This window comes from Microbacterium sp. NPDC060117 (assembly GCF_042729315.1).
Lineage (GTDB): Bacteria > Actinomycetota > Actinomycetes > Actinomycetales > Microbacteriaceae > Microbacterium.
The window spans coordinates 1-25,691 of the sequence record NZ_JBHWXR010000003.1; the positions used below are offsets into that span (position 1 = coordinate 1).

Below are 25,691 nucleotides of genomic sequence, written 5' to 3' on the forward strand. Positions count from 1 at the left end.
AAGGAATTTCTCAAACCAGCCCAAAGACTGGAACGAGGAATAAATTGGCATTTGACAAGTGCACGCTGTTGAGTTCTCAAGGATCGGATGCTCCTGCGTTCCGGCCTCTCGGCCTTCCCTTCAGGGCAACTTCTCTATCTTATCCGTGTCGCTCAGGCTGTCAAATCGACACGCCGTGAGGTTCAGAACCGGATCCGTTATCTCGTTTCCGAGGCAACTTCTCTAGCCTAGCCCTCCCGGCCAGCTTGTCAAATCGACGATCCTGGCGGACGGTCACCCTCCCGAACGCACGCGCTCGAGCCCCGCCACAGGGAGAACCTGCGAAGAGGAACCGACTTCCGAAGAAGAAGGTGGGTGGTGTTCGTCGCTTGGGGAGTCAGGCCTTCCGGCCCTTCGCTCTACCGCTTGGGGCGAACAAGTAATAAGTTACGCGGATCCCGGGGTTCCGGCAAATCGAGGCGCCTTCTCGGGCGTGTCGCGCGCCGTTCCCCGCCTGTTCACCGGGATTCCACGCCGTCGACAGCCTCCGTGTCCCGTGCGCGCACCAGCCTCATCAGCAGGATGAGCGCGAGAGTGAGCGCGCCCCAGATTCCGCAGGCGAGCGGAAGGGTGCGGTAGGCGAGATGCTGCACGGTGAACTCCTCCGTGAGAGGCCCGTACACCGCGAGTCCGAGGACGACGGCGACGGCCAGCATGGCGGGGAGCGACATCCACCAGCCCAGCCGGATGGCGAAGGGTGCCGGATCCACCGGTCCCGGCGTGCGGCCTCGCAGCCAGAGCGCTCCGGCGATCGCGAGCACGATCACACCCCCGACGCCGGATCCGTACTGCAGCCACTTGTACCCGAGGAGCGGGCCCCACTGCTCGTCGAGCACCGGAAGCAGTCCGACGCCTGCCCTCCCCTCATGCGTGAACGCGTCCCAGAGGATGTGCGTCACCACGCCCAGCGCGAGCGCGAGCACCAGCAGGGTCACCCGTGCGAAGGATCCGAAGGTCTCGCCGAGCGCGGCGCGGGCTCCCCTGTCCCACTCCCCCGGGAGGCGTGCTCCGAGGAACCGCGGCGCGAGCAGACGGCAGGCCGGCCGCAGCACCAGTCGCCACACGAGGAGCAGCACCAGCGACAGCAGCACGGTGACCGGCAGCCAGCGCAGGTCGTGCGTCACCGCGTAGTCGACGACCAGTCCGCGGGTGAACAGCGGCAGGTCCGGCGCCATCGCGCCGATCGCGATCGCCGCGGGGACGAGCGGCGTGCGGACGAACGGCAGCGCCGCGATCGCGTGACTCGGCGTGAACGGCATGCCGCCACGCTATCGGGCGAGGGATCGAGACCGATGGTGCTGGTGGGAGGAGCGGATCCGCCCTCACGACGAAGCCCCTCGCACCGCGGGGGTGCGAGGGGCTTCGTCGTGAGGGTCGATGGTCAGGCCGGGAGCAGACCCGCGAGCGTCTTCTTGCCGCGGCGCAGCACCGAGACTGCGCCGGGCAGCCCGAGCGGAACGGTCGCGTCGTCGGACTCCACCCGCTCACCGTCGATGGAGACGCCGCCCTGCGCGATGGCGCGCCGCGCCTCGGAGGCGCTGGAGACCAGTCCGGTCGCGACGAGCGCGTCGACGACGGATGATCCGGCGGCCACCCGTGCGTTGGGGAGCTCCTCGAGCGCCGTGCGCAGCGTCGCCGCGTCGAGCGCGGACAGGTCTCCCTGTCCGAACAGTGCCTCCGACGCGGCGATGACCGCAGCGGTCGCATCGATGCCGTGCACGGTGGCGACGACTTCGAGGGCGAGGCGCTTCTGCGCGGCGCGGCGGAACGGCTCCGCCTCCACCAGCGCCGCGTACTCCTCGATCTCCGCCCGGGAGAGGAACGTGAAGACCTTGAGCCGGTCGATCACGTCCGCGTCCGCGGTGCTGAGCCAGAACTGGTACATCCGGTAAGGGCTGCACATCTCGGCGTCGAGCCAGATCGCATTGCCCTCGCTCTTGCCGAACTTGGTGCCGTCGCTGTTCGTGATCAGCGGGGTGCCGATCGCGTGCACCGAAGCGCCTTCGACGCGGTGGATGAGATCCGTGCCGCTGGTGAGGTTGCCCCACTGGTCGGATCCGCCCGTCTGCAGCACGCAGTCGTACTGGCGGTGCAGCTCGAGGTAGTCCAGGCCCTGCAGGATCTGGTAGCTGAACTCCGTGTAGCTGATGCCGGCGTCCGAGTTCAGGCGCGCGGCGACCGCGTCCTTCTTCAGCATGGTGCCGACGCGGTAGTGCTTGCCGATCTCGCGCAGGAAGTCGATCGCGCTCAACGGCGCGGTCCAGTCCAGGTTGTTCACGATGCGGGCTGCGCTGTCGCCCTCGAAGCTGAGGAAGCGCTCGACCTGCGCGCGCAGACGGCCCACCCACTCCTCGACGGTCTCCCGGGTGTTGAGCGTGCGCTCGGCCGTGGGGCGCGGGTCGCCGACGAGGCCGGTGGATCCGCCGACGAGCCCGAGCGGCTTGTGGCCGGCCAGCTGCAGCCGGCGCATGGTGAGCAGCTGCACGAGGTTCCCGAGGTGCAGACTCGGCGCGGTCGGGTCGAAGCCGCAGTAATACGTGATCGCGGGTCCTGCGAGGAGGGCGCGCAGCGCCTCGGGATCCGTGGACACGTGGACGAGGCCGCGCCAGACCAGCTCATCCCACACGTTCTCGAACGTGGGGTCGATGGCCGGTGCCGCGGTCGTCAGGGATGGGTTCGACACCGGATCAGGGTATCAGCGCGGATCGAGGGCGCCTTCCGCGCCCCATTAGGGTGGAGGGGTGTTGGGAACGCGCGCGGGTCGCACGGTCCGGGGCCTCATCGCCGCCCTGGTCGCGACGTTCGTGGCTTCCGTCTCCCACTCCACGGCCGACGGCATGCCCGCCCCGATGATCGGGATCGTGCTCGCGCTGCTGTTCGCGGCTCCCGTCTGCATCGCGCTGGCCGGGCGCACCCTGAGCTGGATCCGCCTGTCCGTCGCCGTCGGGGTGAGCCAGATCGCGTTCCACGGGCTGCTGCTGATCGGCGTCGGATCCGGCTCGGGATCGATCGCGGCCGGATCCGTCGGCCATCTGCACGGCTCCGCGATGGCCGATGCCCTGGGCGCCACGGCCGTCGACGCCGGACACGCCCTGCACCTGCAGCCCGCGATGTGGGTCGCGCACGCGATCGCCGCCGTGCTCACCGTGCTGGCGCTGGGCCGCGGAGAGCAGGCGCTGCGGGCGCTGCTCGAGCTCACCGGCTGGAACCTCGTCGCGCGGCTGCTCACGGCACCGCCCGCCCCGGCGCACCGTGTCCGGATCGCACCGCGCTCCGTCACGCGTGCGCTCCGCTCTGGATTCGTCCTGACCGTCGTGTCGAGGAGGGGTCCGCCGCTCGCGGCCTGACCTCCCTTCATCGCACCTCTGCCCGGGCCGCTCTCCTGGTGCGCCCGGGGTGCACTCACACGACCCCAGAAAGAACGAATCCATGCGAAACACCACTGCTTCCCGCGTCCTCGTCGGCCTCGCCGCCGGCGCTGCACTCGCCCTGGCCGCCCCGCTTGCCGCCTCGGCGCATGTGACCGCCGCCCCGAACCAGGCCGAGGCCGGATCCTGGACCTACGTCACGTTCCGGGTTCCGAACGAGTCCGCGACGGCCAGCACGGTCAAGCTCCAGATCCACCTGCCCGCCGAAACCCCGTTCACGAGCGTCAGCTACCAGCCCACCGCAGGGTGGACCGGCGCCACAGCCAAGACCACGCTGCCCAAGCCGGTCAAGGTCGAGGGCAACACCATCAGCGAGGCCACCACCGAGGTCACGTTCACGGCCGACGCCGGCGGGATCGCGCCCGGGCAGTTCCAGACGTTCACACTGTCGCTCGGTCCTGTGCCCGACACCGGCCACATCGTGATCCCCGCGACCCAGACCTATTCCGACGGCAAGGTCGTGGAGTGGTCGGCCACACCAGAACAGGTCAAGAAGGACGACACCCTCGAGCCCGCCCCCGTGGTGTGGGTCAACGACGCGCCCCCGGCCGACCACCACGGCGGCGCGACCGCGACGACCGCGCCGGCGGCATCGGCCGAGACGCCTGCGGACGGCCAGGGCGGTCTCGCCCTCGGCCTCAGCATCGCCGCGCTCGTGGTCGCCGCGGGCGGCGCGCTGCTCGGCGGCTTCGCCGTGGGCCGACGGAAGAAGGCCGACGCGTGAGTCTGCGGCACCGGCTCACCGCGCTCGCGGCCTCGATCGGCGTGGGCCTGGCCCTCGCCACCGCCGGCGCCACGGCGGCGAGTGCGCATGACACGCTCGAGAACACGGATCCGGCCCAGGGGGCGACCGTGAAGAGCCTGTCGTCCGTCGCCCTCACCTTCAGCGCGGATCCGCTCGGCACCGAGGGGGCCACGATCATCCAGGTGATCGGGCCCGACAAGAAGTACTACGAGACGGCGTGCCCGGACCTCAACGGCCCCGTGGTGTCGTCGCCCGTCGCGCTCGGCGCCGCCGGCACCTACGAGGTGCTGTGGCGGGTGGTGTCCTCCGACGGCCATCCGATCTCGGGCAGCTACACGTTCGCGTACGCGCCGGACGGCACGGCCTCGCCCGCGGCGGCGGGATCCGTCACGCCGGTCTGCGGTCCCGCCGCGTCGACGACCGAGGCTCCCGCAGCCGGGGCGACAACCGACACGGGTCTGTGGATCGGGCTCGGCATCGGCGCGGTCGTGCTGGTCGGCGTCGGTGTCGGCGCCTGGGCTCTGGCCCGCGGCCGCAAGAGCTGAGCCGGTCGCAGAGACCGAAACGGAGCGCGGCGTCCCCCAAAGGGCGCCGCGTTTCGTCTTTCCGCCCGGTCAGCGGCCGAAGCGAGGCGAGGTGCGATGCGTCACGTCGAGAGAGGGCACCGCGTTTCGTCTCGGTCGCCTTCGGCGTCCTCGCTCAACGACCCCGAGCGGAGGACCTCGACGACGGGAGGACCTCGGCCTCAGGGCGTCCTCGCTCGACGACTCCGTGGAAGCCGGGTCGACCATCGGGGGCGACGGTCAGCGCCCCTGCACCACCGCACCCGGCGCGCGCTCGAAGATCAGCGCCCGCCCTCCGCGCAACGTGCGCGACGTGAGGCCAGCCTCCTCCATGAGTCGTACGGCGCGGCGCGACAGGCCGGGCAGCACGGCGGACGTCCCGCCGGGTCTGCGGGCGATCCCGGCGATGAGCGTCAGGTCGACGCCGGAACCACGGGCCTCGATCCGGGCGAAGTCCCCTTCCGTGCGCCAGACCAGCCGGTCGAGCTCGCGGTACCGGATCCCGTCCTCGGATCCGTCGACCTCGATGCGCAGACGATCCGCGTCGAAGCGGGCGGCGCAGTCCACCGCGCGACGGCGCAGGAGCCATGACGTGAACAGGTAGGCGGGGAGCCCGGGGATCGCCACGTACAGAAGGAGGAACAGCTTCGGCCCGACGTACGGCACCCTGCCCTCGGTCGCGATCAGCACCACCGCGAGTACGGCGATCGCGATGGCGGCGGCGAGGGAGCACCACCACACGAGCGCCCGTGTGGACAGAAGCACGGCGCGGAAGCGCACGAGCGATCCGCGGGCGGTGGGCTCCCACTGCGGAGCGGGGCGCGCTTTCGCCACGTCCCTGGCGCCGATCATCGCCGTGGTCCGGCTGATCAGCGCGAGCCATACCCAGCCGGCGGCCGGCACGGCGGCCATCTGCAGCACGGCGAGGAACGCGCGCGCAGGGTTCGGCTTGGGCGCCAGCAGCGAGGGGACGGCCTCGGCCAGGAGCCACAGCAGCAGCCCCGCGCCCACGGCGCCCGCGATGTGCATGATCAGACCTCGGCGGGCCGGCATCCGCAGAGTCGCATTCACGAAGGAGAGACCGCAGAGCCAGCCGCCGATCAGCGTGAACAGGAACGGCAGGAAGCCCGGGTCGCCGGCGAGGTAGCCCGGCAGTGCCAGCGCCCCGCAGACCAGCGCCCAGAGCAGCGGCATGCGAGGGATCCGTCCCCAGATCGAGCCCGGTTCGGGCCGTACCGGCTCGGGATCCGCCGGCGCCACGGCGTGCACCGTGTGGTGCGTCGAGCGCTGGACGTGGTGATCGGACATCCCGGTCAGTCTAGGGAGCGCGCGGTCTCGGCCGCCTCCCGGGCTCTCACTCCAGGGCGCGCAACCGCGCGTCGAGCTCGGCGAGACGCTCCGGCTCGATCGAGCCGAGACGCGCCGCACCATCGACCAAGGTGATCCCGCGGGCGAGGAACACCAGCGAATGCGTCGAGACGCCGGGCACGATCTCATCCAGCACGGCCCGCGCCTGGGGGTCGTCGAGGATCTCGCCGAGCGTGCTGTCCAGTGTGAACCGGGGCTTCTCGGTCATGGCTCCTCCTGAGCGAGCGTTCGTGCAGTTCGATGGAGGCTGCGAATGCGCCCTCAGGACAAGGATCGCGGTGCCGACCGCGCTCGGCAACCGCGGAAGGCTTGCGAACTCCCGGGAAGGCGGCGAAGATTAACCAAATTAACTGGATTAACCGAGATCTACCGAGGTGTCGAGATGCAGAACCCGTTCCGTCCCACCGCTGGCGCCACCCCGCCGATCATCGTCAGCCGCGAAGGTCTCCTCAAGGAATTCGAGTACGGCCTGCGTGTGGGATCGGGCGCGCCGGGGTTGCTGACCATCTTCACCGGTGCCCGCGGTGTCGGCAAGACAGTGATGCTCGGCGCCGCAGAGGATCTCGCGCGAACTCGCGGGTGGGTGGTGATCTCGGAGACGGCCACACCGGGATTCATGGCGCGCATCGGTGAGACCATGCGCACTGCCGAGGCCGAGTTGGGCGATGGACCGACCGGCCGGCGGATCACCGGTGTCACCGTCGCGGGCTTCGGAGTAACGACGCAGCTGGCTCCGCAGCAGCAGATCGGCTGGAGGGAACTCGGGCAACGGCTGCTGACGCTGCTCGCGCAGCAGCGCACCGGCCTGCTCATCACGGTCGATGAGATCCATGCCGCCGAGCGGACCGAAATCGCGACACTCGCCGCGAGCATCCAGCACTTCATCCGCGACGGACTTCCCATCGCCCTGATCTTCGCGGGTCTCCCGGCCGCGGTCTCCGACCTCCTCAACGAGGGCGTCGCGACGTTCCTGCGCCGCGCAGATCGGATCGATCTGCATTCGGCCTCGATCGAGGAGACCGCCCAGTCCTTTGCGGACCTCTTCGCCCAGGGCGGCCATCCGATCACCCCGGAGCTGGCGCGGACCGCCGCCGAGGGCACCGGCGGCTACCCGTTCCTCATCCAGCTCGTGGGCTACAGCCTGTGGCAGGAAGCGGAGTCGCGAGAGGCGCCGATCGATGCGGACGCCGTGCGAGAGGCCGTCGCCGCCGCTCGCCGTCGCAACGAACAGACGGTGATCGGCGCCGCGCTCTCCACCGTCTCCGCCCGGGACATGGATTTCCTTCTCGCCATGACCGTCGACGATGCGATCTCGGATGTCGGCGACATCGGCCGCCGGATGGCGGCCACTCCCAGCCTCGTCGGCAAGTACCGCGCGCGTCTCATCGACGCCGGTCTCATCGAATCCGTCGGCTACGGCCGCGTCGCGTTCGCGATCCCGGGACTTCGGGAGTATCTGCGCGCGCAGACCGGTCGGTGACGCGTGCCGGCCCGTGCAGGCCGGCGCAGGACCGGACGCGGAGACATGCGGAGAAGCAACACCACGAAGGGCGGGGCGAGCGCGAACGCCCGCCCCGTCCTTCGTGAGGACCCGCTACGCGTCGAAGTCCTCCGGAACCTCGAGCGGGCGCCGCGAGAAGTAGGCGTCCTTCGCCCTGCGGTAGAACAGCAGCATCGGTACGATGCCGATCACGATCAGACCGAGGCCCAGGTAGTTCACGACGGGCTCGTTGTTCGGGATCGCGGCGAAGAAGATGTACAGCATGAAGATCGCGCCGACCGCCGGCCACAGGCCGATCAACAGGAAGTTCTTCACCGATCGGAAAAGCACCTTGCGGAAGCCGATCACCACGGCGAAACCCGCCAGCGAGTAGTAGAACGCGATCTGCAGGCCGATCGACGAGATCGCCCAGCCCAGGATCTGGCCGACGCTGTCGCCGAAGACGTTCGCGAGCACGAAGAGCAGCAGCGAGACACCCACGACGACGAGCGTCGCGAACACCGGCGTCTTCCACTTGCGGTTGATCCGTCCGAACGCGAACGGGATCGTGCGGTCGCGCCCCATCGCGAACAGCGTGCGACTCACCTGCACGAGCGTGGTCTCCAGGGTCGCGATCGTGGAAAGCGCCACGGCGACGATCATGATCTTTCCGCCGATGCCGGGCATGATCGCGTCACCGAGGACGCCCAGCACGTTCGCCGCGTTGTCCTCGATGGTCTTGCCCGGCAGCATCACCAGGGTCGTGGTGGTGTAGATCTCGAAGAGGATGAACACGATGACGATGCCGAGGATGCCGGCCGCACCGGTGGTCTTGTGCGCGTCCTTCGTCTCTTCGCCGAGGTTGGCCGTGACATCCCAGCCCCAGTAGTAGAACGCCGCGATGAGAGCCGCCGCGACGAACACTCCGGCACCGGTCAGGTGCCCGAAGCCGAACCAGTCCCAGGAGAAGGTCTGTCCGTGGTGATACGTGGTGATCGCGCGCGGGATCGCGATGGCCGCGAACACCACCAGGATCCCCACCTCGATGATCGACATGATCCATTGCGCGCGCTCCGTCGTGTGCACGCCGAAGATCACCGCCGCGGCCATGACCAGGAACCAGACGGCACCGACCAGCGTCACCAGCAGAGTGTTGTTGGCCTGGTCCGGCGCGAACAGCGACACCGTCATCGCGCCGGCCGGCAGGGCACCGGCCACCATGAAGATCGTCGCCGAGATCACGACCGCCCACCCGGCGAAGAAGCCGAGGTAGGGCGTGAGCCCGCGGGCGACCCAGGAGAACGACGCGCCGGCGTGACTGTCGACACGGGCGAGATAGCTGAATGCGAACGCGATGCCGAGCATCGGGATGCCGCACCACAGCAGTGCGGCAGGCGCACCGACGCCGGCGGCGCCGATCAACAGCGCCGTGCTGGCCGCGATGGAGTAGGCAGGCGCACTGCCCGCCACGGCCATCAGCGTGGATCCGGCCTTGGTCACGCCGCCGGTCTGCAGCGAGTGCTCCTGATAGTCGATCGCGCGCTGCAGAGACGTGTCCGTCTCGAGTGGATTGCGGGTCACTCTGTTCCCCTGTCTCATCGTCGGGTATGGGGGATGACAGAGGGACGCTAGCACCGCGGATCCCCTCGCGCATAGAGCCTCGTTCCGATCCGTTCCGCGACGGTTTCCGAAGCGGAGGGAAAAGGTGCGGAATGACGCGGATTCGCGCGCGATCTATCGGCTGATGCATAGGTATTCGTTGCGGAAATCGGGCTGCGGGTTCGAGATGCGCAGGCCTGGGCGACAGCATCTCGGACGGGTTCCTCGGGGGCGCCCGCACTGATACCGTCGGCGCCATGACAGCGGATCCGGGGCCGCAGGACACGCGCATGCGTCTGCGTTACGCAGGCACCTGCCGTCTGTGCGGGCGGGCACTGCCCGTTTCGGTGGAGGCGGTGTACGAGCGCGACTGGAGGACGGTGCGATGCCTCGACTGCACGGCCGATGCAGGCCTGCCTTCCGCGCCTTCCGCGCCCTCCGCACCCTCCGCGGCACTCGAGCCCGGTACGGCGGGAGCCTCCGCGCGCCGGGAGTACGAGCGGCGCCACCGACGGCGAGAGGAGCGCATCCGCGCTGCGCACCCGAAGCTCGGCGGCGTGATCCTCGCCCTCTCCGAGGATCCGCAGAGCACTCAGGCGTGGGCGCGCGGCGCGGTCGGCGAGGAACTCCTCGCGAAGCGCCTGGAGGATCTTCCGCCGTCCGCGCACGCGCTCCATGACCGTCGGATCCCGCGCTCGCGGGCCAACATCGACCACATCGTCGTCTCCCCCGGTGGCGTCTGGGTGATCGATGCGAAGCGGTACAAGGGGAGTCGCCCTTCGCGGGAGGGCATCGGCGGGGTCTTCGGGCCGCGGGTGCACACGCTGCGGATCGGCGGACGTGACGGCACGAAGCTGGTCGACGGTGTGCGGAAGCAGGTGGCTCTGGTGGCGGACGCGCTCGACGCCGGCGTACCGGTCGCCGGCGTGCTGTGCTTCCTCGAGGCGGACTGGGGCCTGTTCGGCAGTCCGTTCGCGGTATCCGACGTCCTCGTCACGTGGCCCGTGCGGCTGGTGAAGCACATCGCCGAGACCGCGGATCGCGAGGTCGATGTCGGCGCCGTGACGGCTCGGCTCGCGGCCGCTTTCCCACCGGCGTGACCGCGCCCGGGGCGACGTCGAGCGCGGCGGGCTCCGGCCACGCGAGGGCGGCCGGAGCCCGGAGACGGATCCGTGTCAGCGCCCCGAGCGGCGCTTGTTGAACACGTCGAACGCGACGGCGGCGAGCAGCACGAGGCCCTTGATCAGCGCCTGGTATTCCGTCCCGACCCCGAGGATCGACATGCCGTTGTTCAGGATGCCGATGATCAGACCGCCGATGATCGCGCCCGTGATCTTGCCGATGCCGCCGGTGACCGCCGCCCCGCCGATGAAGACGGCCGCGATCGCGTCGAGCTCGAACCCGTCTCCGTTGCGGGGGCTGGCGAGGTTCAGCTGAGAAGTGAACACGAGCCCCGCGAGCGCCGACAGCACGCCCATGTTGATGAACAGGGTGAACGTGACCCGCGGCGTCTTCACGCCCGACAGACTGGCGGCGAGCGGGTTGCCGCCGATCGCGTAGATGTGCCGCCCCCAGACGCTGCGGGCCATGATCGCGGAGTAGACCACGGTCAGCACACCGAGGATCACCAGGGCGATCGGGGTGCCGTTGTAGCTCGCGAGCAGATAGGCGACGAGCGCGATCAGCAGGCTGGTGAAGGCGAGCTTGGCGATGAACCACCACAGCGGCTCGTCCTCGACCGCGAACTTGCGCCGCGTCATGCGGCCGCGGATCCCGAAGCCGATCATCCCGAGCACGACGAGCACCGCGAGGATGATCGTGAGCGGCTCGACGACGGTCTGGCCGCCGCCGAGGTCGGGCAGGAAGCCGGCCCCGATCGCGCGGAAGCCGTCCGGGAACGGCGAGATCGCCGTGTTCTGCAGGGTGATCTCGGTGAGGCCGCGGAACGTGAGCATGCCGGCCAGCGTCACGATGAATGCCGGGATCTTGAAGTACGCGATCCAGAAGCCCTGCCAGGCGCCGATCAGCGCACCCAGCACCAGGCACAGCACGACGGCGACCGGCCACGGCACGCCCATCTTGGTGATCAGCACACCGGCGGCGGCGCCGATGAAGGCGACGACGGATCCCACCGACAGGTCGATGTGCCCGGCGATGATCACCATCACCATCCCGATCGCGAGGATCAGGATGTAGCTGTTCTGGATGATCAGGTTCGACACGTTGATCGGCGCGAGCGTGATGCCGCCCGTGGTGATCTGGAAGAACAGCACGATCACGATCAGCGCGATGAACAGGCCGATCTGCCGCAGCTGGCCGGTGAGGAACTCGAACGCGCTGCGCAGCGAGCTCGTCTGGCCGGTGTTGGATGAGCCGCTCATGCGGAGCCCACCTCCTTCTCCTGGGTCATGAATCGCATGAGGTTCTCCGCCGTAGCCTCCGACCGCGGCACGTCCGCGGTGATGCGCCCCTCGGAGAGGGTGTAGATGCGGTCGCAGAGACCGATCAGCTCGGGCAGCTCGCTGGAGATGACGATGACGCCCTTGCCCTCGCTCGCGAGCTTGTTGATGATGCCGTAGATCTCGTACTTCGCTCCGACGTCGATGCCCCGGGTGGGCTCGTCGAGGATCAGCACGTCGGGCGACGTGTTCATCCATTTGGAGAGCACGACCTTCTGCTGGTTCCCGCCGGAGAGCTTGCCGACCACCGCCTCGACGGAGCTGGTCTTGATGTTCATGCTCTTGCGGTACGACTCCGCGACGATCCGCTCGCGGCTCTCGTTCACCCAGCCGATCTTCGCGATCCGGTCGAGGGCGGCGATCGTGATGTTCCGCTCGACGTCGTCGATGAGGTTCAGCCCGAACCGCTTCCGGTCCTCGGTCGCGTACGCGAGTCCGTGCCCGATCGCGTCCGACACCGTCCTGGTGGAGATCTCGGATCCGCGCTTGTAGACCCGGCCGGAGATGTTCACGCCGTAGCTGCGGCCGAACACGCTCATCGCGAGCTCGGTGCGGCCGGCGCCCATGATCCCGGCGATGCCGACGATCTCGCCCTCGCGCACGAACAGGTTCGCGCCGTCGACGACCTTGCGCTCGTGATCAAGGGGGTGATGCACCGTCCAGTCCTCGATCCGCAGCAACTCGTCGCCGATCTTCGGGATGCGATCGGGGAAGCGGCTCGCGAGATCCCGGCCGACCATGCCGCGGATGATCCGATCCTCGCTGACGTCGTCGGTGCGCATCTCGAGGGTCTCGATGTTGCGCCCGTCGCGGATGACGGTGACCTCGTCGGCGATCGCCCGGATCTCGTTGAGCTTGTGACTGATGATGATCGAGGTGATGCCCTCGTCGCGCAAGTGCGTGATGAGCTCGAGCATGTGCGCCGAGTCGTCGTCGTTGAGCGCGGCGGTGGGCTCGTCGAGGATCAGCAGTCGCACGCTCTTCGAGAGCGCCTTCGCGATCTCGACGAGCTGCTGCTTGCCGACGCCGATGTCGGCGATCTTCGTCGCCGGGTTCTCCTTCAGGCCCACGCTCGCCAGCAGCTTCGCCGCCTCCTGGTTCGTCGTGTTCCAGTCGATCCAGCCGCCGGCCTGGCGCTCGTTGCCGAGGAAGATGTTCTCCGCGATCGACAGGTACGGGCTCAGCGCCAGCTCCTGGTGGATGATCACGACGCCGGCGTGCTCGGACTCGTTGATGCTCTTGAACGCGACCGGCTCGCCGTCCAGGAGGATCTCACCGTCATAGGATCCGTGCGGATAGACGCCCGAGAGGACCTTCATCAGGGTGGACTTGCCGGCGCCGTTCTCGCCGCAGATCGCATGCACATGGCCGCGCTGCACGGTGATCGACACGTCCTGCAGAGCCTTCACGCCCGGGAACGTCTTCGTGATCCCGCGCATCTCGAGGATGTTGTCGCTCATCTCGCTCTCCTTTCGTCAGAGGAGGGTGGCTGCGGGAGCGTCCGCAGCCACCCTGCCGAGGGAGTGCCTTACTTGAGCTGGTCCTCGGTGTAGTACCCGGTGTCGATGACGGCTTCCTTGTAGTTGTCCTTCGTCACCACGATCGGCTCGAACAGGAACGTCGGCACGACCTTGGTCTTGTTGTCGTAGGACTTCGTGTCGTTGACCTCGGGGGTCTTGCCGTTCAGCACGTCGTCGGCCATCTTCACGGCCTCGCCCGCGAGCTTGCGGGTGTCCTTGTAGATCGTCGAGTACTGCTGCCCCGCGATGATCGACTTCACCGACGGGATCTCCGCATCCTGCCCGGTGATGATCGGGAGCTTGTCGGTCGCGTAACCGGCGCCGGTGAGGGCCGAGATGATGCCGATGGAGAGGCCGTCGTAGGGCGAGAGCACGCCGTTCACGGTCTGCCCGTTCGAGTAGGTCGAGGCGATGAGGTCCTGCATGCGCTTCTTCGCGACATCCGCCTGCCAGCCCTGCGTGGCGACCTGCGTGAAGCCGGTCTGCCCGCTGCCGACCTTGACGACGCCCTTGTCGAGGTACGGCTTGAGCGTGTCCATCGCGCCGTTGAAGAAGAAGGTCGCGTTGTTGTCGTCGGGGCTTCCGGCGAACAGCTCGATGTTGAACGGTCCGGCGGCGCCGGTGTCCTTGCCGCTCTTGTCGAGCACGCCGAGGCCTTCGAGGAGGCTGGTGGCCTGCTGGACGCCGACCTTGTAGTTGTCGAACGTCGTGTAGAAGTCGACGTTCTTGTTGCCGTTGATGAGGCGGTCGTAGGCGATGACCTTCACGCCCTTGGACGCGGCCTGGTCGAGCTGGCTGGAGAGCGCGGTGCCGTCGACCGATGCGATGATGAGCACCTTTGCGCCCTTGGTGAGCATGTTCGAGATCTGCTGCACCTGAGTGGGGATGTCGTCGTCCGCGTACTCGAGGTCGACCTTGTAGCCGAGCTTCTCCAGGCCGGCCTTGACGGCGTCGCCGTCGTGGATCCATCGGGTCGACGTCTTCGTCGGCATCGCGACGCCGACGAGCGCGCCCTTGTTGGCGCCGGGCTCCTCGGTCGAGGATCCGCCGCCGCGGGTTCCCGCGCACGCGGTCAGGCTGAGGGCGAGGGTCGCGGCGGCTGCGATGCCGACGACCAGTCTCTTGAACTTCATGTGATTCCTTTCGTCGAGCGGCCGCCGTGGCACGCTCAGGACAGCGGAGAGCGCGCCGATGGAGCGATCGGACCGCCAGGGTCGGGACCGGCGCCTCGAGGGCGAGGGCGTGGGTCGGGCTGACGACCGCATCACTGCGGGCGTCGGTTCGTGGTGCTGTTCGCACGGGGCCGGTGGCCGCCGACCTCATGCGCTCGGGACGGCGAGGAGGTTCGGAATCCGACCCCGTCGTCGCCGCGGCTGTGACCGATCACACCCGCACGAGTGATCTTCTGGCGAACCGGTCACATTTGTCAAGCACTTGATCGAAGTCGAGCGGCTCGCCGCGTGATCCCGAGGAGTGCGACCCGACCCTCGATCGCCCTCAGAAGGGGCGAGGAGCCGCCGTGGACGCCCGCACGATCAGCCCCGGGACCAGGGGTTCCTGCACCAGGTCGTCGCCACCCAGCTGCGCCAGCAGCATCCGTATCGTCCGCCGGCCGAGTTCGCCGAAGTCCTGTCGCACCGTGGTCAGCGGAGGGAAGAAGTGCGCCGCCTCGGGGATGTCGTCGAACCCGACGACGCTGACGTCCTCCGGCACCCTGACGCCGCGCTCGCGGCAGGCGTGCAGGAAGCCGAGCGCCATCGAGTCGTTCCCGGCGAAGACCGCGGTGAAGTCCGGCATGCGCAGCAGGCTCAGGCCCGCCTCGTAGCCGAACTGCGCGGTCCAATCCCCCAGCAGCGGGGCGCGCACGCGCAGATCGCGGTCGTCGAGCTCGCGCAGATAGCCCGCCATGCGCGCCTCCGCCTCCGTCCAGTTCTGCGGTCCGGCGAGGTGGACGATGTACTCGTGGCCGAGGTCCGCGAGATGCGCGACGGCGGCCCTGGCGCCGGCGATCTGGTCCATCGCCATCGAGTGGCGCTCTCCGCTCGGGCCGAGGGCCATGATCGGCACGTCCACACTCATCTCGCCGACCTCGCTCAGCACCTCCTGCTGCGGGGCGATGACGATGATCGCCTCGACGGCATGGCTGAGCAGATCGTCGATGCTGGCGCGCACCACCCCCGGCTCGCTGGAACGCAGATTCGCGATGGAGAGCCGGTAGCCGGCGTCGCGCGCCGCGAACTCGATCGCGGTGATCGCCGTGGCCGGCCCGTACAGCGCGCTGTGCGCCGTGAGCACGCCGATCGTGCGGGAGCGGTTCGTCGACAGCGCCCTCGCGACGGGGTTCGGCCGGTAGCCGAGTCGGTCGATCACCGACTGCACATGCTGGCGCGTCGTCTCGCGGATCCGGTCGCTGCCGTTCAGCACCCGCGACACGGTCTGGTACGAGACGCCGGCTTCGCGCGCCACGTCGCGGATGTTCAGGGCGCGAGGCGGGTCGCTCTCCACAGCCACGCGCACCTCCGTTCAGATCGGTCAGACTCATTATGCGCGAGGCGCGAGAGGCGCCGGCTCCGTCGCCCGCTTCCCCGTCGGCAGAGCATCGGGAATAGGCTGGTTCCACATCATGCAAGCCCCGTTGCGTCTTGTGCAATCGAATGGAGAAGCCCTCATGCCGAACCTTCTTCCCCAGCCGTCCCTCGTCGAGGTCGGATCCGGCGCGTTCCTGCTGGCCGAGACCGTCCGGATCCGCGTCGCGGAGCCGGTGCGCGCAGCTGCGGAGCGGCTTCAGGAGGCGCTGCGCGCAGGACTCGGCCTGCCCCTCGGCCTGGACGCCCCCACGGACGATCAGGGCTCCCCGAGCATCGATCTGGTCCTCGATCCGCTCCTCGCGGAGGAGGCCTACACGCTGGCCGTGGACGAGAGCGGGATCAGGATCGCCGCGGGAGGTGTCCGAGGCGCCCATCACGCGACGCAGTCGCTCCTGCAGCTGCTGCCCCCGCGCGTACACCGCCGCGCGCCCATCGTCCCCGGCGCGCCGGTCACCGTGCCCGCGGTGCGCATCGAGGACGCCCCGCGATACCGCTGGCGAGGGCTCATGCTCGACGTCGCACGGCACTTCGCGCCGACGGCCGAGGTGCTCCGCGTCATCGACCAGCTCGCGATGCACCGGCTCAACGTCCTGCACCTGCACCTCACCGATGACCAGGGGTGGCGCGCGGAGATCCGCAGGTATCCCCTGCTCACGGAGGTCGGCGGATGGCGCCCGTCGTCGCAGCGCGGATCCGGCCCCGGATCCACGCAGGACGGCATGCCGCACGGCGGCTTCTACACGCAGGACGACCTGCGCGAGATCGTCGCCTACGCGGCGGCGCGCGGGATCACCGTGGTGCCCGAGATCGAGCTGCCCGGCCATGTGCAGGCGGCGATCGCCGCGTACCCGCAGCTCGGTCTCGTCGCGGAGCCGCTCGCCCCCTGGACAGGATGGGGGATCAACCCGCACGCGCTGAACGTCGAGGAGTCGACCGTCGCGTTCTTCTGCGACGTGCTCGACGAGATCATCGAGATCTTCCCGTCCGAGGTGATCGGCATCGGCGGGGACGAGTGCCGCAAGGACGAATGGCGCGCCGATGCGCGCACCCAGGAGCTCATGCGCGAACGCGGGCTCGCCACGGAGGATGAGCTGCAGAGTTGGTTCATCGCCCGCATCGACGAGCACGTCCGTTCGCGAGGCCGGCGCCTGTACGGCTGGGATGAGATCCTCGAAGGCGGCCGGGTCGCCGGCGCGACGGTCGCCTCCTGGCGCGGAACGGCCGGAGCGATGATCGCGGCGCGGCGCGGATCCGACGTCGTCATGTGTCCGGAGGACACCGTGTACCTCGACTACCGGCAGTCCGACTCCCCGGACGAGCCGATCCCGACCGGCCTCGTGACCACGGTCGCGCATGTGCGCGCCTTCGATCCGATCCCCGCCGGACTCGAGCCCGAGCATCGAGACAGGATCCTCGGCGGGCAGGCGAACCTGTGGGCCGAGCACGTCGACTCGGCTCGCCGCCGCGACTATCAGCTGTTCCCGCGGCTGTGCGCTCTCGCGGAGGCGCTGTGGAGCGGTCAGGATCCGGCCGTCGTCGGGTCGTTCCCGGAGCGGCTCGAGGCGCATCTCGCACGTCTGGATGCAGCCGGTATCGAGTATCGCCCGGAGGACGGGCCCCGCCCGTGGCAGCGGGTCCCCGGAGTGCCGGGCAAGACCTTCGACCGCGCCGAGCGCGCGGCGGAGATCGCCCGGCTCACCGCGAACCTGGCTTAGCCGCGGGGCGCCGCGCGTGGTGCGCGGGCGCCGCGCGTGGTGCGCGGGCGCCGTGCGTCAGGCGCGGGCGTCAGGCGCGGGCGGCGGCGAGGAACGCCCGCGCCTTGGCGGTGACCGCGGCCCAGTTCCCCGCGGACGCGTCCGTCGCCGAGACCACGCTCGATCCGGCGGTCACGGCGATCGCGCCGGCACGCAGGTAGTCGGCGGCGTTGCCCTCGTGCAGTCCACCGGAGGCGACCAGAGGCAGCTGCGGGAAGGGCCCCGCGAGGTGGCGGAAGAAGCCGGGGCCCACGGTCTCCGCCGGGAAGATCTTCACCGCCGCGGCCCCGAGCCGTGCGGCCGTGAGCGCCTCGGTCGGGGTGAACGCGCCCATGATCACCGGCACGTCGTGCCCACGCGCGACCTCGGTCACCTCGGCGATGACCGCGGGGGTCACCAGGAACGCGGCACCGGCGGCGATGGCATCCCGCGCCTCGGCCGCGGTCGTGACGGTACCCGCGCCGACGCGCACGCCGGGGGCGCCGGCGCCGGCGGCGATGACGTCGGTGACACCGGGGGTGGTGAACGCGAACTCGACGACATGGATCCCGCCGGCGGCGAGCGCCGCCAGCAGCGGCAGCGGATCCGGGATGCGCGCCAGGCGCGGCAGCGCGAGCGCCGCGTCCCTGCGCAGCAGAGCCATCACATCGTGCGTCGTGGTGACGTCCTTCTCGGTATCGGCGCTCATCGCGTCCCCTCCTTCGTCGCGCGCAGGCTCCGGCCCGACACGCTCTCCGTCCGCTCGCCGTCCCGGACCGCGAGCTCGCCGTTCACCCACACGCCCGCGATGCCGGTCGCCGTCCGGCGCGGCTGCTCGAACGTGGCGCGGTCCTGGATCCGCTCCGGGTCGAACAGCACCAGATCCGCGGCGAACCCCTCGCGCACGAAGCCGCGGTCGGGCAGGCGCAGCCGCCGCGCCGGGGTCGCGCTGAGGTGGCGGATCGCCTCCTCGAGCGTCAGCACCCCGAGCTCGCGCACGTAGCGCGCGAGGTAGCGCGGGAAGGTCCCCCACGAGCGCGGGTGAGGGCGGTCGCCCACGAGGATCCCGTCGCTGCCGCCGGTGTGCCGCGGATGGCGCATGATCGCCTGCACGTTGTCCTCGTGCCCGATGTGCATGAGCACGCCGGTCGCGAACTCGTCGGCGAGGAGGATGCGGATGACCGCGTCCACCGGCTCCTCGCCGGCCTCCTCGGCGATCTCGGCGACGGTGCGACCGACCAGGTCCGCGAGCTCGGGATGCCCGACGCCGGAGACCTGGATTCGGGTCCAGTCGGCGCGCTCGCCGTGGAATCCGTCGCAGCCGTCCACGTCGAGGGCCTGGATCAGGGCATCCCTGTCAGCGCCGGACGCGAGCCGGACGCGCAGGGCGTCGAGGCCGCCCGCCGCGATCCAGCTGGGCAGGAGGGCCACGAGCGTGGTCGCGCCGGGCAGGTAGGGGTAGCTGTCCATCGTGATGTCGACCCCGTCGGCGAGAGCCTGGTCGATGAGCTCGAGGAATCGGGGCGCGGCGCCCGCGTTCGACGTGAAGTTGAGCGTCGCGTGCGCGAGGTGCAGTGCGCAGCCGGTCTCGCGGGCGATCCCGATGACCTCGGCGTAGGCGTCGATCGCTCCGGCGCCGTAGGAGCGGGTGTGCGGGGCGTAGAAGCCGCCGGCCTTCGCGACGACCTCGCAGAGCGCGGTGAGCTCGGCCGTATCGGCGTACATCCCCGGCACGTAGGTGAGACCGCTGGAGAGCCCGACGGCGCCGGCCGACAGCGAGTCCGCGAGGATCGCGCGCATGTCGGCGATCTCGGATCCGGTCGCCGCGCGACTGCCGGATCCGACGGTGAGCAGCCGCAGATTGCCCTGGGGCACGAGCACCGCCGTGTTGGTGGCGGTGCCCTGCGCGAGCCGGCCGAGGTAGCCCGCCATGTCGCGCCAGTCGATCGCGAGCCCGGAGTGCCCGTTCCAGCCGGCGATCTGGCGGCGCACGCCGCCGAGGATCTCGTCGTCGATGGGCGCGTAGCCGATCCCGTCCTGGCCGATGACCTCGGTGGTGATCCCCTGGCCGACCTTCGCGATGTGCGACGGATCCGCGAGCACGGCGAGGTCGGAGTGCGCGTGCATGTCGATGAACCCCGGGGTGAGCACGAGGCCTTCGGCATCCCAGACCTCGGTGCCCTCCCCTGCGGTGAGGGCACCGGACGGGGCGATGGAGTGTATGCGTCCGCCGCTCAGCAGCACGTCGGCGTTACGGCGCGCGGAACCGGTGCCGTCGACGACGGTCGCATGCCGGAACAGGGTCGGTGCGGGCGGAAAAGGGGTCATGCTCAGAACACGGTCTCCACGACGTCGACGACGACCGGGTCCGGTGCATCCGCATCGGCGACGACCGGGATCAGGCGCCACTTGTCGAGGACGGTGCACGGGTGCGACAGCCCGAGACGCACCACGTCGCCGACCCGCAGATGCGCCGCAGCACCGGAGGCGACGGCCGCCTCGCCGAGTCGCAGGAACAGGTGCTGGTCGTTGAGCGCGGACACCGTGCTGCCCGCGAGCACGCCGTCGTCCTCCGCCCGCCCGGCGATGCGCTGCGCGACCGGGAGCCCCTCGTCGAACGAGGCGTCGCGTCGTCCGCAGTCGAGCAGCGCGAGGCCCGGCTCGGGACGCGAGAGCACCCGCGCCCAGACGTGCATGGCCGAGCGGAACGGCACCTCGCCGATCGTGCGGCCCATCGGGCTGATCCCGGCGTAGAAGCCGTCGTCATGGATCTGGAACGCACCGGAGCGCACCACGACGTCGGCGTCGGGGCAGAGCGGCGGCAGCACGGCGCCGACGCGGTCGAAGTAGGCGCTGCCGCCTGCGGTGACCACGGCGCGCACGCCCGCCGGGTACAGCCCGGCAGCGGCGAGCTCGCAGTGCAGCCCCGCGAGTTCGGCGAGGTAGGCGTCGACCCGGGCGATCGCGGCATCACCGGCGTCGTGCGCGAGGGCGCCCTCATAGCCGCCGACCCCGGCCAGCTCGAGCACGGGCGAAGCGGTGATGGCCTCGGCGATCGCGCGTGCCGTGGCGCGGTCGCGGGCACCCGTGCGCCCGCCCGCGCCGCCGAGCTCGACGAGCACGCGGAGAGGCCGCCGCACTCCCCCGCTCAGGCCGGCCTCCATCGCGTGGACGACGTCCACGCCGTCGGCCCAGCTGAGGATCTCCACCTCGGGGTGCGCGGCCAGCTCGTCGGCGATCCACTGCAACCCGATCGGATCCACCGTCTCGTTCGCGATGATGATGCGGCGCACGCCGTGGGCGCGCCCGACCTGCGCCTGCCACGGAGTCGCGAGCGTGAGACCCCACGCGCCGGCGCCCTCGGGGCGGTCGTCGAGCAGCTGCCGCCACAGCGCCGGGGCCATCGTCGTCTTGCCATGCGGCGCCAGCAGCACCCCGGCCTCCTGCGCCCAGTCGGCCATGCGCGCGACGTTGTGCACCATCGCGCCGGCGTCGAGCGTGAGCAGCGGCGTGGCGAAGTCGGAGCGCATCGGCCCCGCCGCCAGGAACTGCTCCCGCGTCTGACCGTGCGCGGACGGCGGGAAGGACTTGTCCCTCACGGACAGCGGGCGGGCACCACTCGAAGACGTCTCCACCTCTCCATGATGCCGCCGTGTTGCGTTCGATGCAATTGGCGTTGCATCGAATTGCACGGCTGGATAGTCTCGATCCATGCCCGCGTCCGCCCACCCCGTCGCGACTCCCTCCGCCGTCACGTTCGGCGAGGCGCTGGTCGTGCTGGTGCAGAACGAGCCCGGCCCGCTCGAGCACGCCAGCGGCTTCACCCGTTCGCTCGGCGGCGCCGAGGCGAACGTCGCGATCGGCCTGGCCAGCTGCGGCGTGCCGACCTCCGTCATCACCCGGGTCGGCGACGACGGATTCGGCCGTTACCTCCGCGACGAGCTGCACCGCCTGGGCGTCGACACGAGCGCGATCGGCGTGGATCCGCTCCACAGCACCGGCGTCTACTTCAAGGAGGTCGGCGGCAGCTCCGCCGCGGTCACCGACCTGGGTGCCGGCCGCAGCCGCATGCACTACTACCGCTCCGGGTCCGCCGGAGCGCACCTCAGCCCGCAGCTGCTGGACGAACCCGCCGTCGCCGCAGCGCTCTCCGGAGCCGCGCTGGTGCACACCACGGGGATCACGCCGGCGCTGTCCGACTCCGCGGCCGACGCGCAGCGGGCGCTCGTCTCTGCGCTGCACGGCCGCGCGCTCGTCTCCTTCGACCTGAACTGGCGCGCCCGGCTCTGGAGCGGACGCGAGGCGGAGGGTCGCGCGCAGATGGCCGGTTTCCTGCGCTCGAGCGACATCGCGCTCGCCGGACTCGACGAGGCGGAGCAGGTGTTCGACGTCTCGTCGCCGGAGGAGCTGCGGCGGGCGTTCCCCGAGCCGCGGATGCTGGTCGTGAAGAACGACGACGGCGCGGTCGTGGCGTTCGACGGCGAGGAGCGGATCGAGGTGCCCGTTCCGGCGCGGGTCGAGGTGGTCGAGGCGATCGGCGCCGGCGACGCGTTCGCCTCGGGGCTGCTCGCGGGTATCCTGCACGGCCTTCCGCTCACCGAGAGCGTGGCCCAGGGGCACCGCACGGCCGCCCGCGCGCTGACCTCGGTCGCCGATCACATCGCACCGGATCCGGCGCCGCGCTCCCGTGCAGCCGACGCGACGACGGACACCGGGCCGACTCCTGCCTTCGCCGCATCCGCATCCGCACCCGCCGAGGAGTCCCGATGAACCAGACCGTGACCCGCGCGCTGGACCTGCTCATCGCACTGCAGGACGGCGCGCGCAGCCTCGACGAGTGCGCCGATCGGCTCGGCGTGCACAAGTCGACCGTGCTGCGCCTGCTGCAGACCTTGGAGGCGCAGCGCTTCGTGACGCACGACGCGCAGCACCGCTACCGGCTGGGCAGCCGGTTGTTCGACCTCGCCGGTGCCGCGCTCGCCCAGCGCGATGTGCGCGAGGTCGCTCGTCCTCATCTCGAGCGGCTGAACGAGCGCACCGGGCAGACCGTGCATCTGGCCGCCTACGAGTCGGGCGACGTCGTCTACATCGACAAGCTCGAGGCGCGCACCGGCATCCGGATGTACTCGCGGGTCGGTCTGCGCGCCCCGCTGCACAGCACCGCCGTCGCGAAGGTGCTGCTCGCCGACCTTCCCGCGTCCGCACAGCGGGAGATCGCCGAGGGCATCGACTACGTGCCCTACACCGAGCGCACGATTGCGAACGCGACGGACTTCCTCGCCGAACTCGCACGCGTGCGCGCCGACGACTTCGCCCGCGACAGCGGCGAGCACGAGAGCTTCATCAACTGCATCGCCGCCCCGATCCGCGACGGCAGCGGGGCCGTCGTGGCCGCCGCGTCCGTGTCGGTGCCGACCATGTCGCTGCCCGCCCACGAGGTGCTGGCCCTGTTGCCGCAGCTCGTCGAGGCGACACAGGCGACGTCCGCAGACCTGGGCTGGGCACCGCGCCCGGCCGCCGACCGAGAGGAACGACCATGACCGACAAGACCCGCGTTCTCACCGCCGACGCCCCCGCCCCCGCGCACGTGTTCTCGCAGGGTGTTCGCAAGGGCCCGATCGTGCAGGTGTCGGGTCAGGGCCCGGTGGATCCCGCGACGAGCGAGTACCTCTTCCCCGGCGACGTCGCGGCGCAGACGGTCCGCACCCTCGAGAACGTGCGCGCGATCGTCGAGGCGTCGGGGGCGACCTTCGACGACGTGGTGATGCTGCGCGTGTACCTGACCAAACGCGAGGACTTCGCGATCATGAACGAGGCCTACGGCGAGTTCGTCACGAAGCACACCCCGAGCGGCGTGTTGCCGTCGCGCACCACCGTGTTCACGGGCCTGCCGCGCGAGGAGATGCTCGTCGAGATCGACGCGCTCGCCGTGGTCTGAGCCTGACGGCTCCCGCGCGGCCCGCCTCTCGGGCTCGGGCTCGGGCTCGGGCTCGGGCTCGGGAGGAGTTCTCGCGCTCGGGAGGAGGAATCTCGCACAGGGCTCCGCCCGAAAGCGAGTTCTCCTCCCGACGCGCGCGCTGGCCCATACGGCGTGCGCCGGTCCACCCGCGTGCGCCGGACCCCACGAGGACCCCGCTACAGCTCGATCTGCGACCCCATCACGATCACGCGGTCGCGCGGTAGGCCGAAGTGGTCGCTGGCGTCGGTCGTGATGTGCGAGGCCGCCAGGAACAGTCGCTTGCGCCACAGCGCCATGCCGCCGCGCCGCCCCTCGCGCAGTTCGATCTTCGACAGGAAGTACGTGGCGTTGTCGAGGTCCAGCCAGCCCTGCGTCTTGTGCGGCGGGATGCTGCGCAGCGCACGGGGCAGATCCGGCTTCTCCGCGTAGCCGAACTTCGCCGAGATGTACAGGATGCCGTCCGTCGGATCCCCCAGGTCGTCGACCGTGCAGCGTTTGGTCTGCGGCACGCGCGGGACGTTCTGGATGTCGACGGACAGGATGATCACACGCGCGTGGCGCACGTGGTTGTGCTCGACATTGGCGCGCAGCGCGAGCGGCGTCGTCGAACCTCCCGGGTTGAGGAAGATCGCCGTCCCCGGCACCCGGTCGATGAGCTTCGGATGCGTCCGGAGGTTGCGCACGAAGTCGGTCAGCGAGCCCTCCGCCTCCGTGCGGCGCGCCGTGATGAGCTCGCGTCCGCGCTGCCAGGTCGTCATGACGGTGAACGCCGCCAGGCCGATCGCGAGCGGCAGCCAGGCGCCGTGCACGAACTTGGTGGCGTTGGCCGCGAGGAACAGCAGGTCGACCGACAGCAGGATCACCGCGCCGATCCCGAGGATCCAGCCCGGGGTCTTCCAGCGTCGCCGAGCCAGGTAGAAGAACAGGAGCGTCGTGATCGTGATCGTGCCGATGACCGCCATCCCGTAGGCGAACGCGAGAGACGCGGAACTGCGGAAGACGAACACCAGGGTGATCACCGACACCATGAGCAGCCAGTTGATCCAGGGCACGTAGATCTGGCCGTGCGTCTCGGACGACGTGTGCGTGACGCGCAGCCGAGGCAGGTAGCCGAGCCCGGAGGCCTGAGCGGCCACCGAGAAGGCGCCGGAGATCACCGACTGCGAGGCGATCACCGTCGCCACGGTGGACAGCACCACGAGAGCGATCCGGCCCCACTCCGGCGCGAGGAGGAAGAACGGCGCCGACATGTTCGCCTTGTCCTCCAGCAGCAGGGCACCCTGCCCCAGGTACGTCAGTGCCAGCGCGGGGAAGACCAGGAACAGCCAGGCGAACGAGATCGGCTTGCGACCGAAGTGGCCCATGTCCGCGTAGAGCGCCTCGGCGCCCGTGACCGACAGGACCACGGCCGCGAGTGCGAAGAACGCGATGTCGAAGTGACCGACCATGAACTGGATCGCATAGGTCGGCAGCAGCGCCAGCAGGATCTGCGGGTCGTGCATGATCCCGCCGATACCGAGGACTCCGATCACGACGAACCAGACCGCCATGATCGGTCCGAACAGCCGGCCGACCACGGAGCTGCCGAGCTTCTGGATGAGGAACAGCACCAGCAGGATCGTCGCGGTGATGGGGACGATCCATTCCTCCAGACCGGGGTTGATGGTCTTCAGGCCCTCGACCGCGGAGAGCACCGAGATCGCCGGGGTGATCATGCTGTCGCCGAGGAACAGCGCGGCTCCCAGCACCGCCAGCCCGGACAGCACGGTCACCGTGCGGGTGCGCTTGCCTTTCGGCGCCCAGCGGCGCAGCAGGGTGAGCAGAGCCATGATGCCGCCCTCGCCGTCGTTGTCCATCCTCATCGCGAGCAGCACGTATGTGATCGTGACGATCAGGATCACCGACCACACGATGAGCGAGACGATCCCGTACAGGTTCTCCGTCGTCAGCGGGATCGGATGCGGGTCCTCCGGGTTGAACACCGTCTGCAGGGCGTAGATCGGGCTCGTGCCGATGTCGCCGAAGACGACGCCCAGCGCGCCGATGACGAGGGCGAGACGGAGCGGACTCCTGCCGGCGACGGGCGCCTTCTGGTCGATCACGGCCTGGCTGTTCACAGACGAAGCCTAAAGCCCCCTTTCCGCACCACCCGGCGCTCCTCACGGAATCCTCACGCGGCGTGGCGACCGGGTCCTCACGAGATCCTGACG

The 25,691-nt window shown here is 70.0% G+C and carries 22 protein-coding genes; 9 read left to right on the forward strand and 13 right to left on the reverse strand.

Translation table 11 applies throughout. The features are described 5' to 3' along the window. Positions 1 to 497: 497 nt before the first annotated feature. Both ACFWCK_RS11760 and tyrS read right to left on the reverse strand, forming a co-directional pair. Positions 498 to 1,298 carry a DUF4184 family protein gene (locus ACFWCK_RS11760; protein ID WP_378805983.1) on the reverse strand — a complete coding sequence of 267 codons (801 nt, stop codon included), beginning with the start codon at positions 1,296 to 1,298 and terminating at the stop codon, positions 498 to 500. Between the two features lie 122 nt (positions 1,299 to 1,420). Beyond that, the gene (tyrS, locus tag ACFWCK_RS11765; RefSeq protein WP_378805984.1) at positions 1,421 to 2,722 is read right to left on the reverse strand and encodes a tyrosine--tRNA ligase; all 1,302 of its coding nucleotides are present in this window, start codon (positions 2,720 to 2,722) and stop codon (positions 1,421 to 1,423) included. A gap of 58 nt (positions 2,723 to 2,780) precedes the next feature. On the opposite strand from tyrS, the gene ACFWCK_RS11770 reads away from it, so the two are divergent. The 3 genes from ACFWCK_RS11770 (at position 2,781) to ACFWCK_RS11780 (ending at position 4,757) form a co-directional block, all read left to right on the forward strand. Further along, on the forward strand, positions 2,781 to 3,386 hold the full coding sequence (locus tag ACFWCK_RS11770; protein ID WP_378805985.1) for a hypothetical protein: 606 nt from the start codon (positions 2,781 to 2,783) through the stop codon (positions 3,384 to 3,386). Positions 3,387 to 3,468: 82 nt separating this feature from the next. Further along, positions 3,469 to 4,191: a YcnI family protein gene (locus ACFWCK_RS11775; RefSeq protein ID WP_378805986.1), complete on the forward strand. Its 723-nt coding sequence runs from the start codon at positions 3,469 to 3,471 to the stop codon at positions 4,189 to 4,191. Continuing rightward, positions 4,188 to 4,757: a copper resistance CopC family protein gene (locus ACFWCK_RS11780; protein WP_233311054.1), complete on the forward strand. Its 570-nt coding sequence runs from the start codon at positions 4,188 to 4,190 to the stop codon at positions 4,755 to 4,757. Before ACFWCK_RS11775 ends, ACFWCK_RS11780 begins: the two co-directional genes overlap by 4 nt. Positions 4,758 to 5,015: 258 nt before the next feature. Here ACFWCK_RS11780 and ACFWCK_RS11785 read toward each other — a convergent pair whose 3' ends face one another. Together ACFWCK_RS11785 and ACFWCK_RS11790 are read right to left on the reverse strand one after the other, a co-directional pair. Beyond that, positions 5,016 to 6,083 (reverse strand): hypothetical protein, encoded by a 1,068-nt coding sequence (locus tag ACFWCK_RS11785; protein ID WP_378805987.1) that lies wholly within the window; start codon positions 6,081 to 6,083, stop codon positions 5,016 to 5,018. 46 nt (positions 6,084 to 6,129) lie between these two features. After that, positions 6,130 to 6,351 carry a hypothetical protein gene (locus tag ACFWCK_RS11790; RefSeq protein WP_233311056.1) on the reverse strand — a complete coding sequence of 74 codons (222 nt, stop codon included), beginning with the start codon at positions 6,349 to 6,351 and terminating at the stop codon, positions 6,130 to 6,132. Positions 6,352 to 6,525: 174 nt separating this feature from the next. On the opposite strand from ACFWCK_RS11790, the gene ACFWCK_RS11795 reads away from it, so the two are divergent. Continuing rightward, entirely contained in the window at positions 6,526 to 7,623 is a 1,098-nt protein-coding gene (locus tag ACFWCK_RS11795) for an ATP-binding protein (RefSeq protein ID WP_233311057.1), read from the forward strand. Positions 7,624 to 7,737: 114 nt separating this feature from the next. Here ACFWCK_RS11795 and ACFWCK_RS11800 read toward each other — a convergent pair whose 3' ends face one another. After that, positions 7,738 to 9,204: an APC family permease gene (locus tag ACFWCK_RS11800; protein ID WP_233311058.1), complete on the reverse strand. Its 1,467-nt coding sequence runs from the start codon at positions 9,202 to 9,204 to the stop codon at positions 7,738 to 7,740. A gap of 275 nt (positions 9,205 to 9,479) precedes the next feature. Here ACFWCK_RS11800 and ACFWCK_RS11805 point away from each other — a divergent pair, with 275 nt between their 5' ends. After that, positions 9,480 to 10,322: a nuclease-related domain-containing protein gene (locus tag ACFWCK_RS11805; protein ID WP_378805988.1), complete on the forward strand. Its 843-nt coding sequence runs from the start codon at positions 9,480 to 9,482 to the stop codon at positions 10,320 to 10,322. A 75-nt stretch (positions 10,323 to 10,397) separates the two neighbouring features. Here ACFWCK_RS11805 and mmsB read toward each other — a convergent pair whose 3' ends face one another. From mmsB to ACFWCK_RS11825, 4 genes are all read right to left on the reverse strand, one after another. After that, the gene (mmsB, locus tag ACFWCK_RS11810) at positions 10,398 to 11,603 is read right to left on the reverse strand and encodes a multiple monosaccharide ABC transporter permease (protein ID WP_233311060.1); all 1,206 of its coding nucleotides are present in this window, start codon (positions 11,601 to 11,603) and stop codon (positions 10,398 to 10,400) included. Then, positions 11,600 to 13,141 carry a multiple monosaccharide ABC transporter ATP-binding protein gene (gene mmsA / locus ACFWCK_RS11815; protein ID WP_378805989.1) on the reverse strand — a complete coding sequence of 514 codons (1,542 nt, stop codon included), beginning with the start codon at positions 13,139 to 13,141 and terminating at the stop codon, positions 11,600 to 11,602. Before mmsA ends, mmsB begins: the two co-directional genes overlap by 4 nt. Positions 13,142 to 13,209: 68 nt before the next feature. Continuing rightward, the gene (gene chvE / locus ACFWCK_RS11820; RefSeq protein ID WP_233311062.1) at positions 13,210 to 14,334 is read right to left on the reverse strand and encodes a multiple monosaccharide ABC transporter substrate-binding protein; all 1,125 of its coding nucleotides are present in this window, start codon (positions 14,332 to 14,334) and stop codon (positions 13,210 to 13,212) included. Between the two features lie 364 nt (positions 14,335 to 14,698). Beyond that, positions 14,699 to 15,712 carry a LacI family DNA-binding transcriptional regulator gene (locus tag ACFWCK_RS11825; protein ID WP_233311063.1) on the reverse strand — a complete coding sequence of 338 codons (1,014 nt, stop codon included), beginning with the start codon at positions 15,710 to 15,712 and terminating at the stop codon, positions 14,699 to 14,701. Between the two features lie 157 nt (positions 15,713 to 15,869). On the opposite strand from ACFWCK_RS11825, the gene ACFWCK_RS11830 reads away from it, so the two are divergent. Continuing rightward, positions 15,870 to 17,504 (forward strand): beta-N-acetylhexosaminidase, encoded by a 1,635-nt coding sequence (locus ACFWCK_RS11830; protein ID WP_378805990.1) that lies wholly within the window; start codon positions 15,870 to 15,872, stop codon positions 17,502 to 17,504. 70 nt (positions 17,505 to 17,574) lie between these two features. On the opposite strand, the gene ACFWCK_RS11835 is transcribed toward ACFWCK_RS11830, so the two are convergent. Genes ACFWCK_RS11835 through ACFWCK_RS11845 form a run of 3 tightly spaced genes read right to left on the reverse strand, consistent with a single transcriptional unit; the run spans position 17,575 to position 21,157 of the window. Further along, positions 17,575 to 18,231: a bifunctional 4-hydroxy-2-oxoglutarate aldolase/2-dehydro-3-deoxy-phosphogluconate aldolase gene (locus tag ACFWCK_RS11835; protein ID WP_378805991.1), complete on the reverse strand. Its 657-nt coding sequence runs from the start codon at positions 18,229 to 18,231 to the stop codon at positions 17,575 to 17,577. Next, complete coding sequence (locus ACFWCK_RS11840; RefSeq protein WP_378805992.1) at positions 18,228 to 19,850, reverse strand: amidohydrolase family protein; 1,623 nt, start codon at positions 19,848 to 19,850, stop codon at positions 18,228 to 18,230. The genes ACFWCK_RS11835 and ACFWCK_RS11840 overlap by 4 nt, the downstream gene beginning before the upstream one ends. Positions 19,851 to 19,852: 2 nt before the next feature. Continuing rightward, positions 19,853 to 21,157: an amino acid deaminase gene (locus ACFWCK_RS11845; protein WP_378805993.1), complete on the reverse strand. Its 1,305-nt coding sequence runs from the start codon at positions 21,155 to 21,157 to the stop codon at positions 19,853 to 19,855. 76 nt (positions 21,158 to 21,233) lie between these two features. Between ACFWCK_RS11845 and ACFWCK_RS11850 the strand changes: the two genes are divergently transcribed. Genes ACFWCK_RS11850 through ACFWCK_RS11860 form a run of 3 tightly spaced genes read left to right on the forward strand, consistent with a single transcriptional unit; the run spans position 21,234 to position 23,460 of the window. Further along, the gene (locus tag ACFWCK_RS11850; protein ID WP_378805994.1) at positions 21,234 to 22,292 is read left to right on the forward strand and encodes a sugar kinase; all 1,059 of its coding nucleotides are present in this window, start codon (positions 21,234 to 21,236) and stop codon (positions 22,290 to 22,292) included. Beyond that, positions 22,289 to 23,062 (forward strand): IclR family transcriptional regulator, encoded by a 774-nt coding sequence (locus ACFWCK_RS11855; protein ID WP_233311069.1) that lies wholly within the window; start codon positions 22,289 to 22,291, stop codon positions 23,060 to 23,062. Before ACFWCK_RS11850 ends, ACFWCK_RS11855 begins: the two co-directional genes overlap by 4 nt. Beyond that, positions 23,059 to 23,460, forward strand: coding sequence for a RidA family protein (locus tag ACFWCK_RS11860; RefSeq protein ID WP_233311070.1), 402 nt, complete (start codon positions 23,059 to 23,061; stop codon positions 23,458 to 23,460). The genes ACFWCK_RS11855 and ACFWCK_RS11860 overlap by 4 nt, the downstream gene beginning before the upstream one ends. Positions 23,461 to 23,657: 197 nt before the next feature. On the opposite strand, the gene ACFWCK_RS11865 is transcribed toward ACFWCK_RS11860, so the two are convergent. Further along, complete coding sequence (locus ACFWCK_RS11865; RefSeq protein WP_378805995.1) at positions 23,658 to 25,598, reverse strand: potassium transporter Kup; 1,941 nt, start codon at positions 25,596 to 25,598, stop codon at positions 23,658 to 23,660. Positions 25,599 to 25,691 lie beyond the last annotated feature (93 nt).

Bases quoted from the DNA above. Each gene is read 5' to 3' on its own strand.
- ACFWCK_RS11805 (WP_378805988.1), top strand. From the start codon at position 9,480: ATGACAGCGGATCCGGGGCCGCAGGACACGCGCATGCGTCTGCGTTAC.
- ACFWCK_RS11860 (WP_233311070.1), top strand. From the start codon at position 23,059: ATGACCGACAAGACCCGCGTTCTCACCGCCGACGCCCCCGCCCCCGCG.
- ACFWCK_RS11830 (WP_378805990.1), top strand. From the start codon at position 15,870: ATGCCGAACCTTCTTCCCCAGCCGTCCCTCGTCGAGGTCGGATCCGGC.
- mmsA (WP_378805989.1), bottom strand. From the start codon at position 13,141: ATGAGCGACAACATCCTCGAGATGCGCGGGATCACGAAGACGTTCCCG.
- ACFWCK_RS11840 (WP_378805992.1), bottom strand. From the start codon at position 19,850: ATGACCCCTTTTCCGCCCGCACCGACCCTGTTCCGGCATGCGACCGTC.
- ACFWCK_RS11850 (WP_378805994.1), top strand. From the start codon at position 21,234: ATGCCCGCGTCCGCCCACCCCGTCGCGACTCCCTCCGCCGTCACGTTC.
- mmsB (WP_233311060.1), bottom strand. From the start codon at position 11,603: ATGAGCGGCTCATCCAACACCGGCCAGACGAGCTCGCTGCGCAGCGCG.
- ACFWCK_RS11855 (WP_233311069.1), top strand. From the start codon at position 22,289: ATGAACCAGACCGTGACCCGCGCGCTGGACCTGCTCATCGCACTGCAG.
- ACFWCK_RS11795 (WP_233311057.1), top strand. From the start codon at position 6,526: ATGCAGAACCCGTTCCGTCCCACCGCTGGCGCCACCCCGCCGATCATC.
- ACFWCK_RS11790 (WP_233311056.1), bottom strand. From the start codon at position 6,351: ATGACCGAGAAGCCCCGGTTCACACTGGACAGCACGCTCGGCGAGATC.
- ACFWCK_RS11775 (WP_378805986.1), top strand. From the start codon at position 3,469: ATGCGAAACACCACTGCTTCCCGCGTCCTCGTCGGCCTCGCCGCCGGC.
- chvE (WP_233311062.1), bottom strand. From the start codon at position 14,334: ATGAAGTTCAAGAGACTGGTCGTCGGCATCGCAGCCGCCGCGACCCTC.
- ACFWCK_RS11835 (WP_378805991.1), bottom strand. From the start codon at position 18,231: ATGAGCGCCGATACCGAGAAGGACGTCACCACGACGCACGATGTGATG.
- ACFWCK_RS11760 (WP_378805983.1), bottom strand. From the start codon at position 1,298: ATGCCGTTCACGCCGAGTCACGCGATCGCGGCGCTGCCGTTCGTCCGC.
- ACFWCK_RS11785 (WP_378805987.1), bottom strand. From the start codon at position 6,083: ATGTCCGATCACCACGTCCAGCGCTCGACGCACCACACGGTGCACGCC.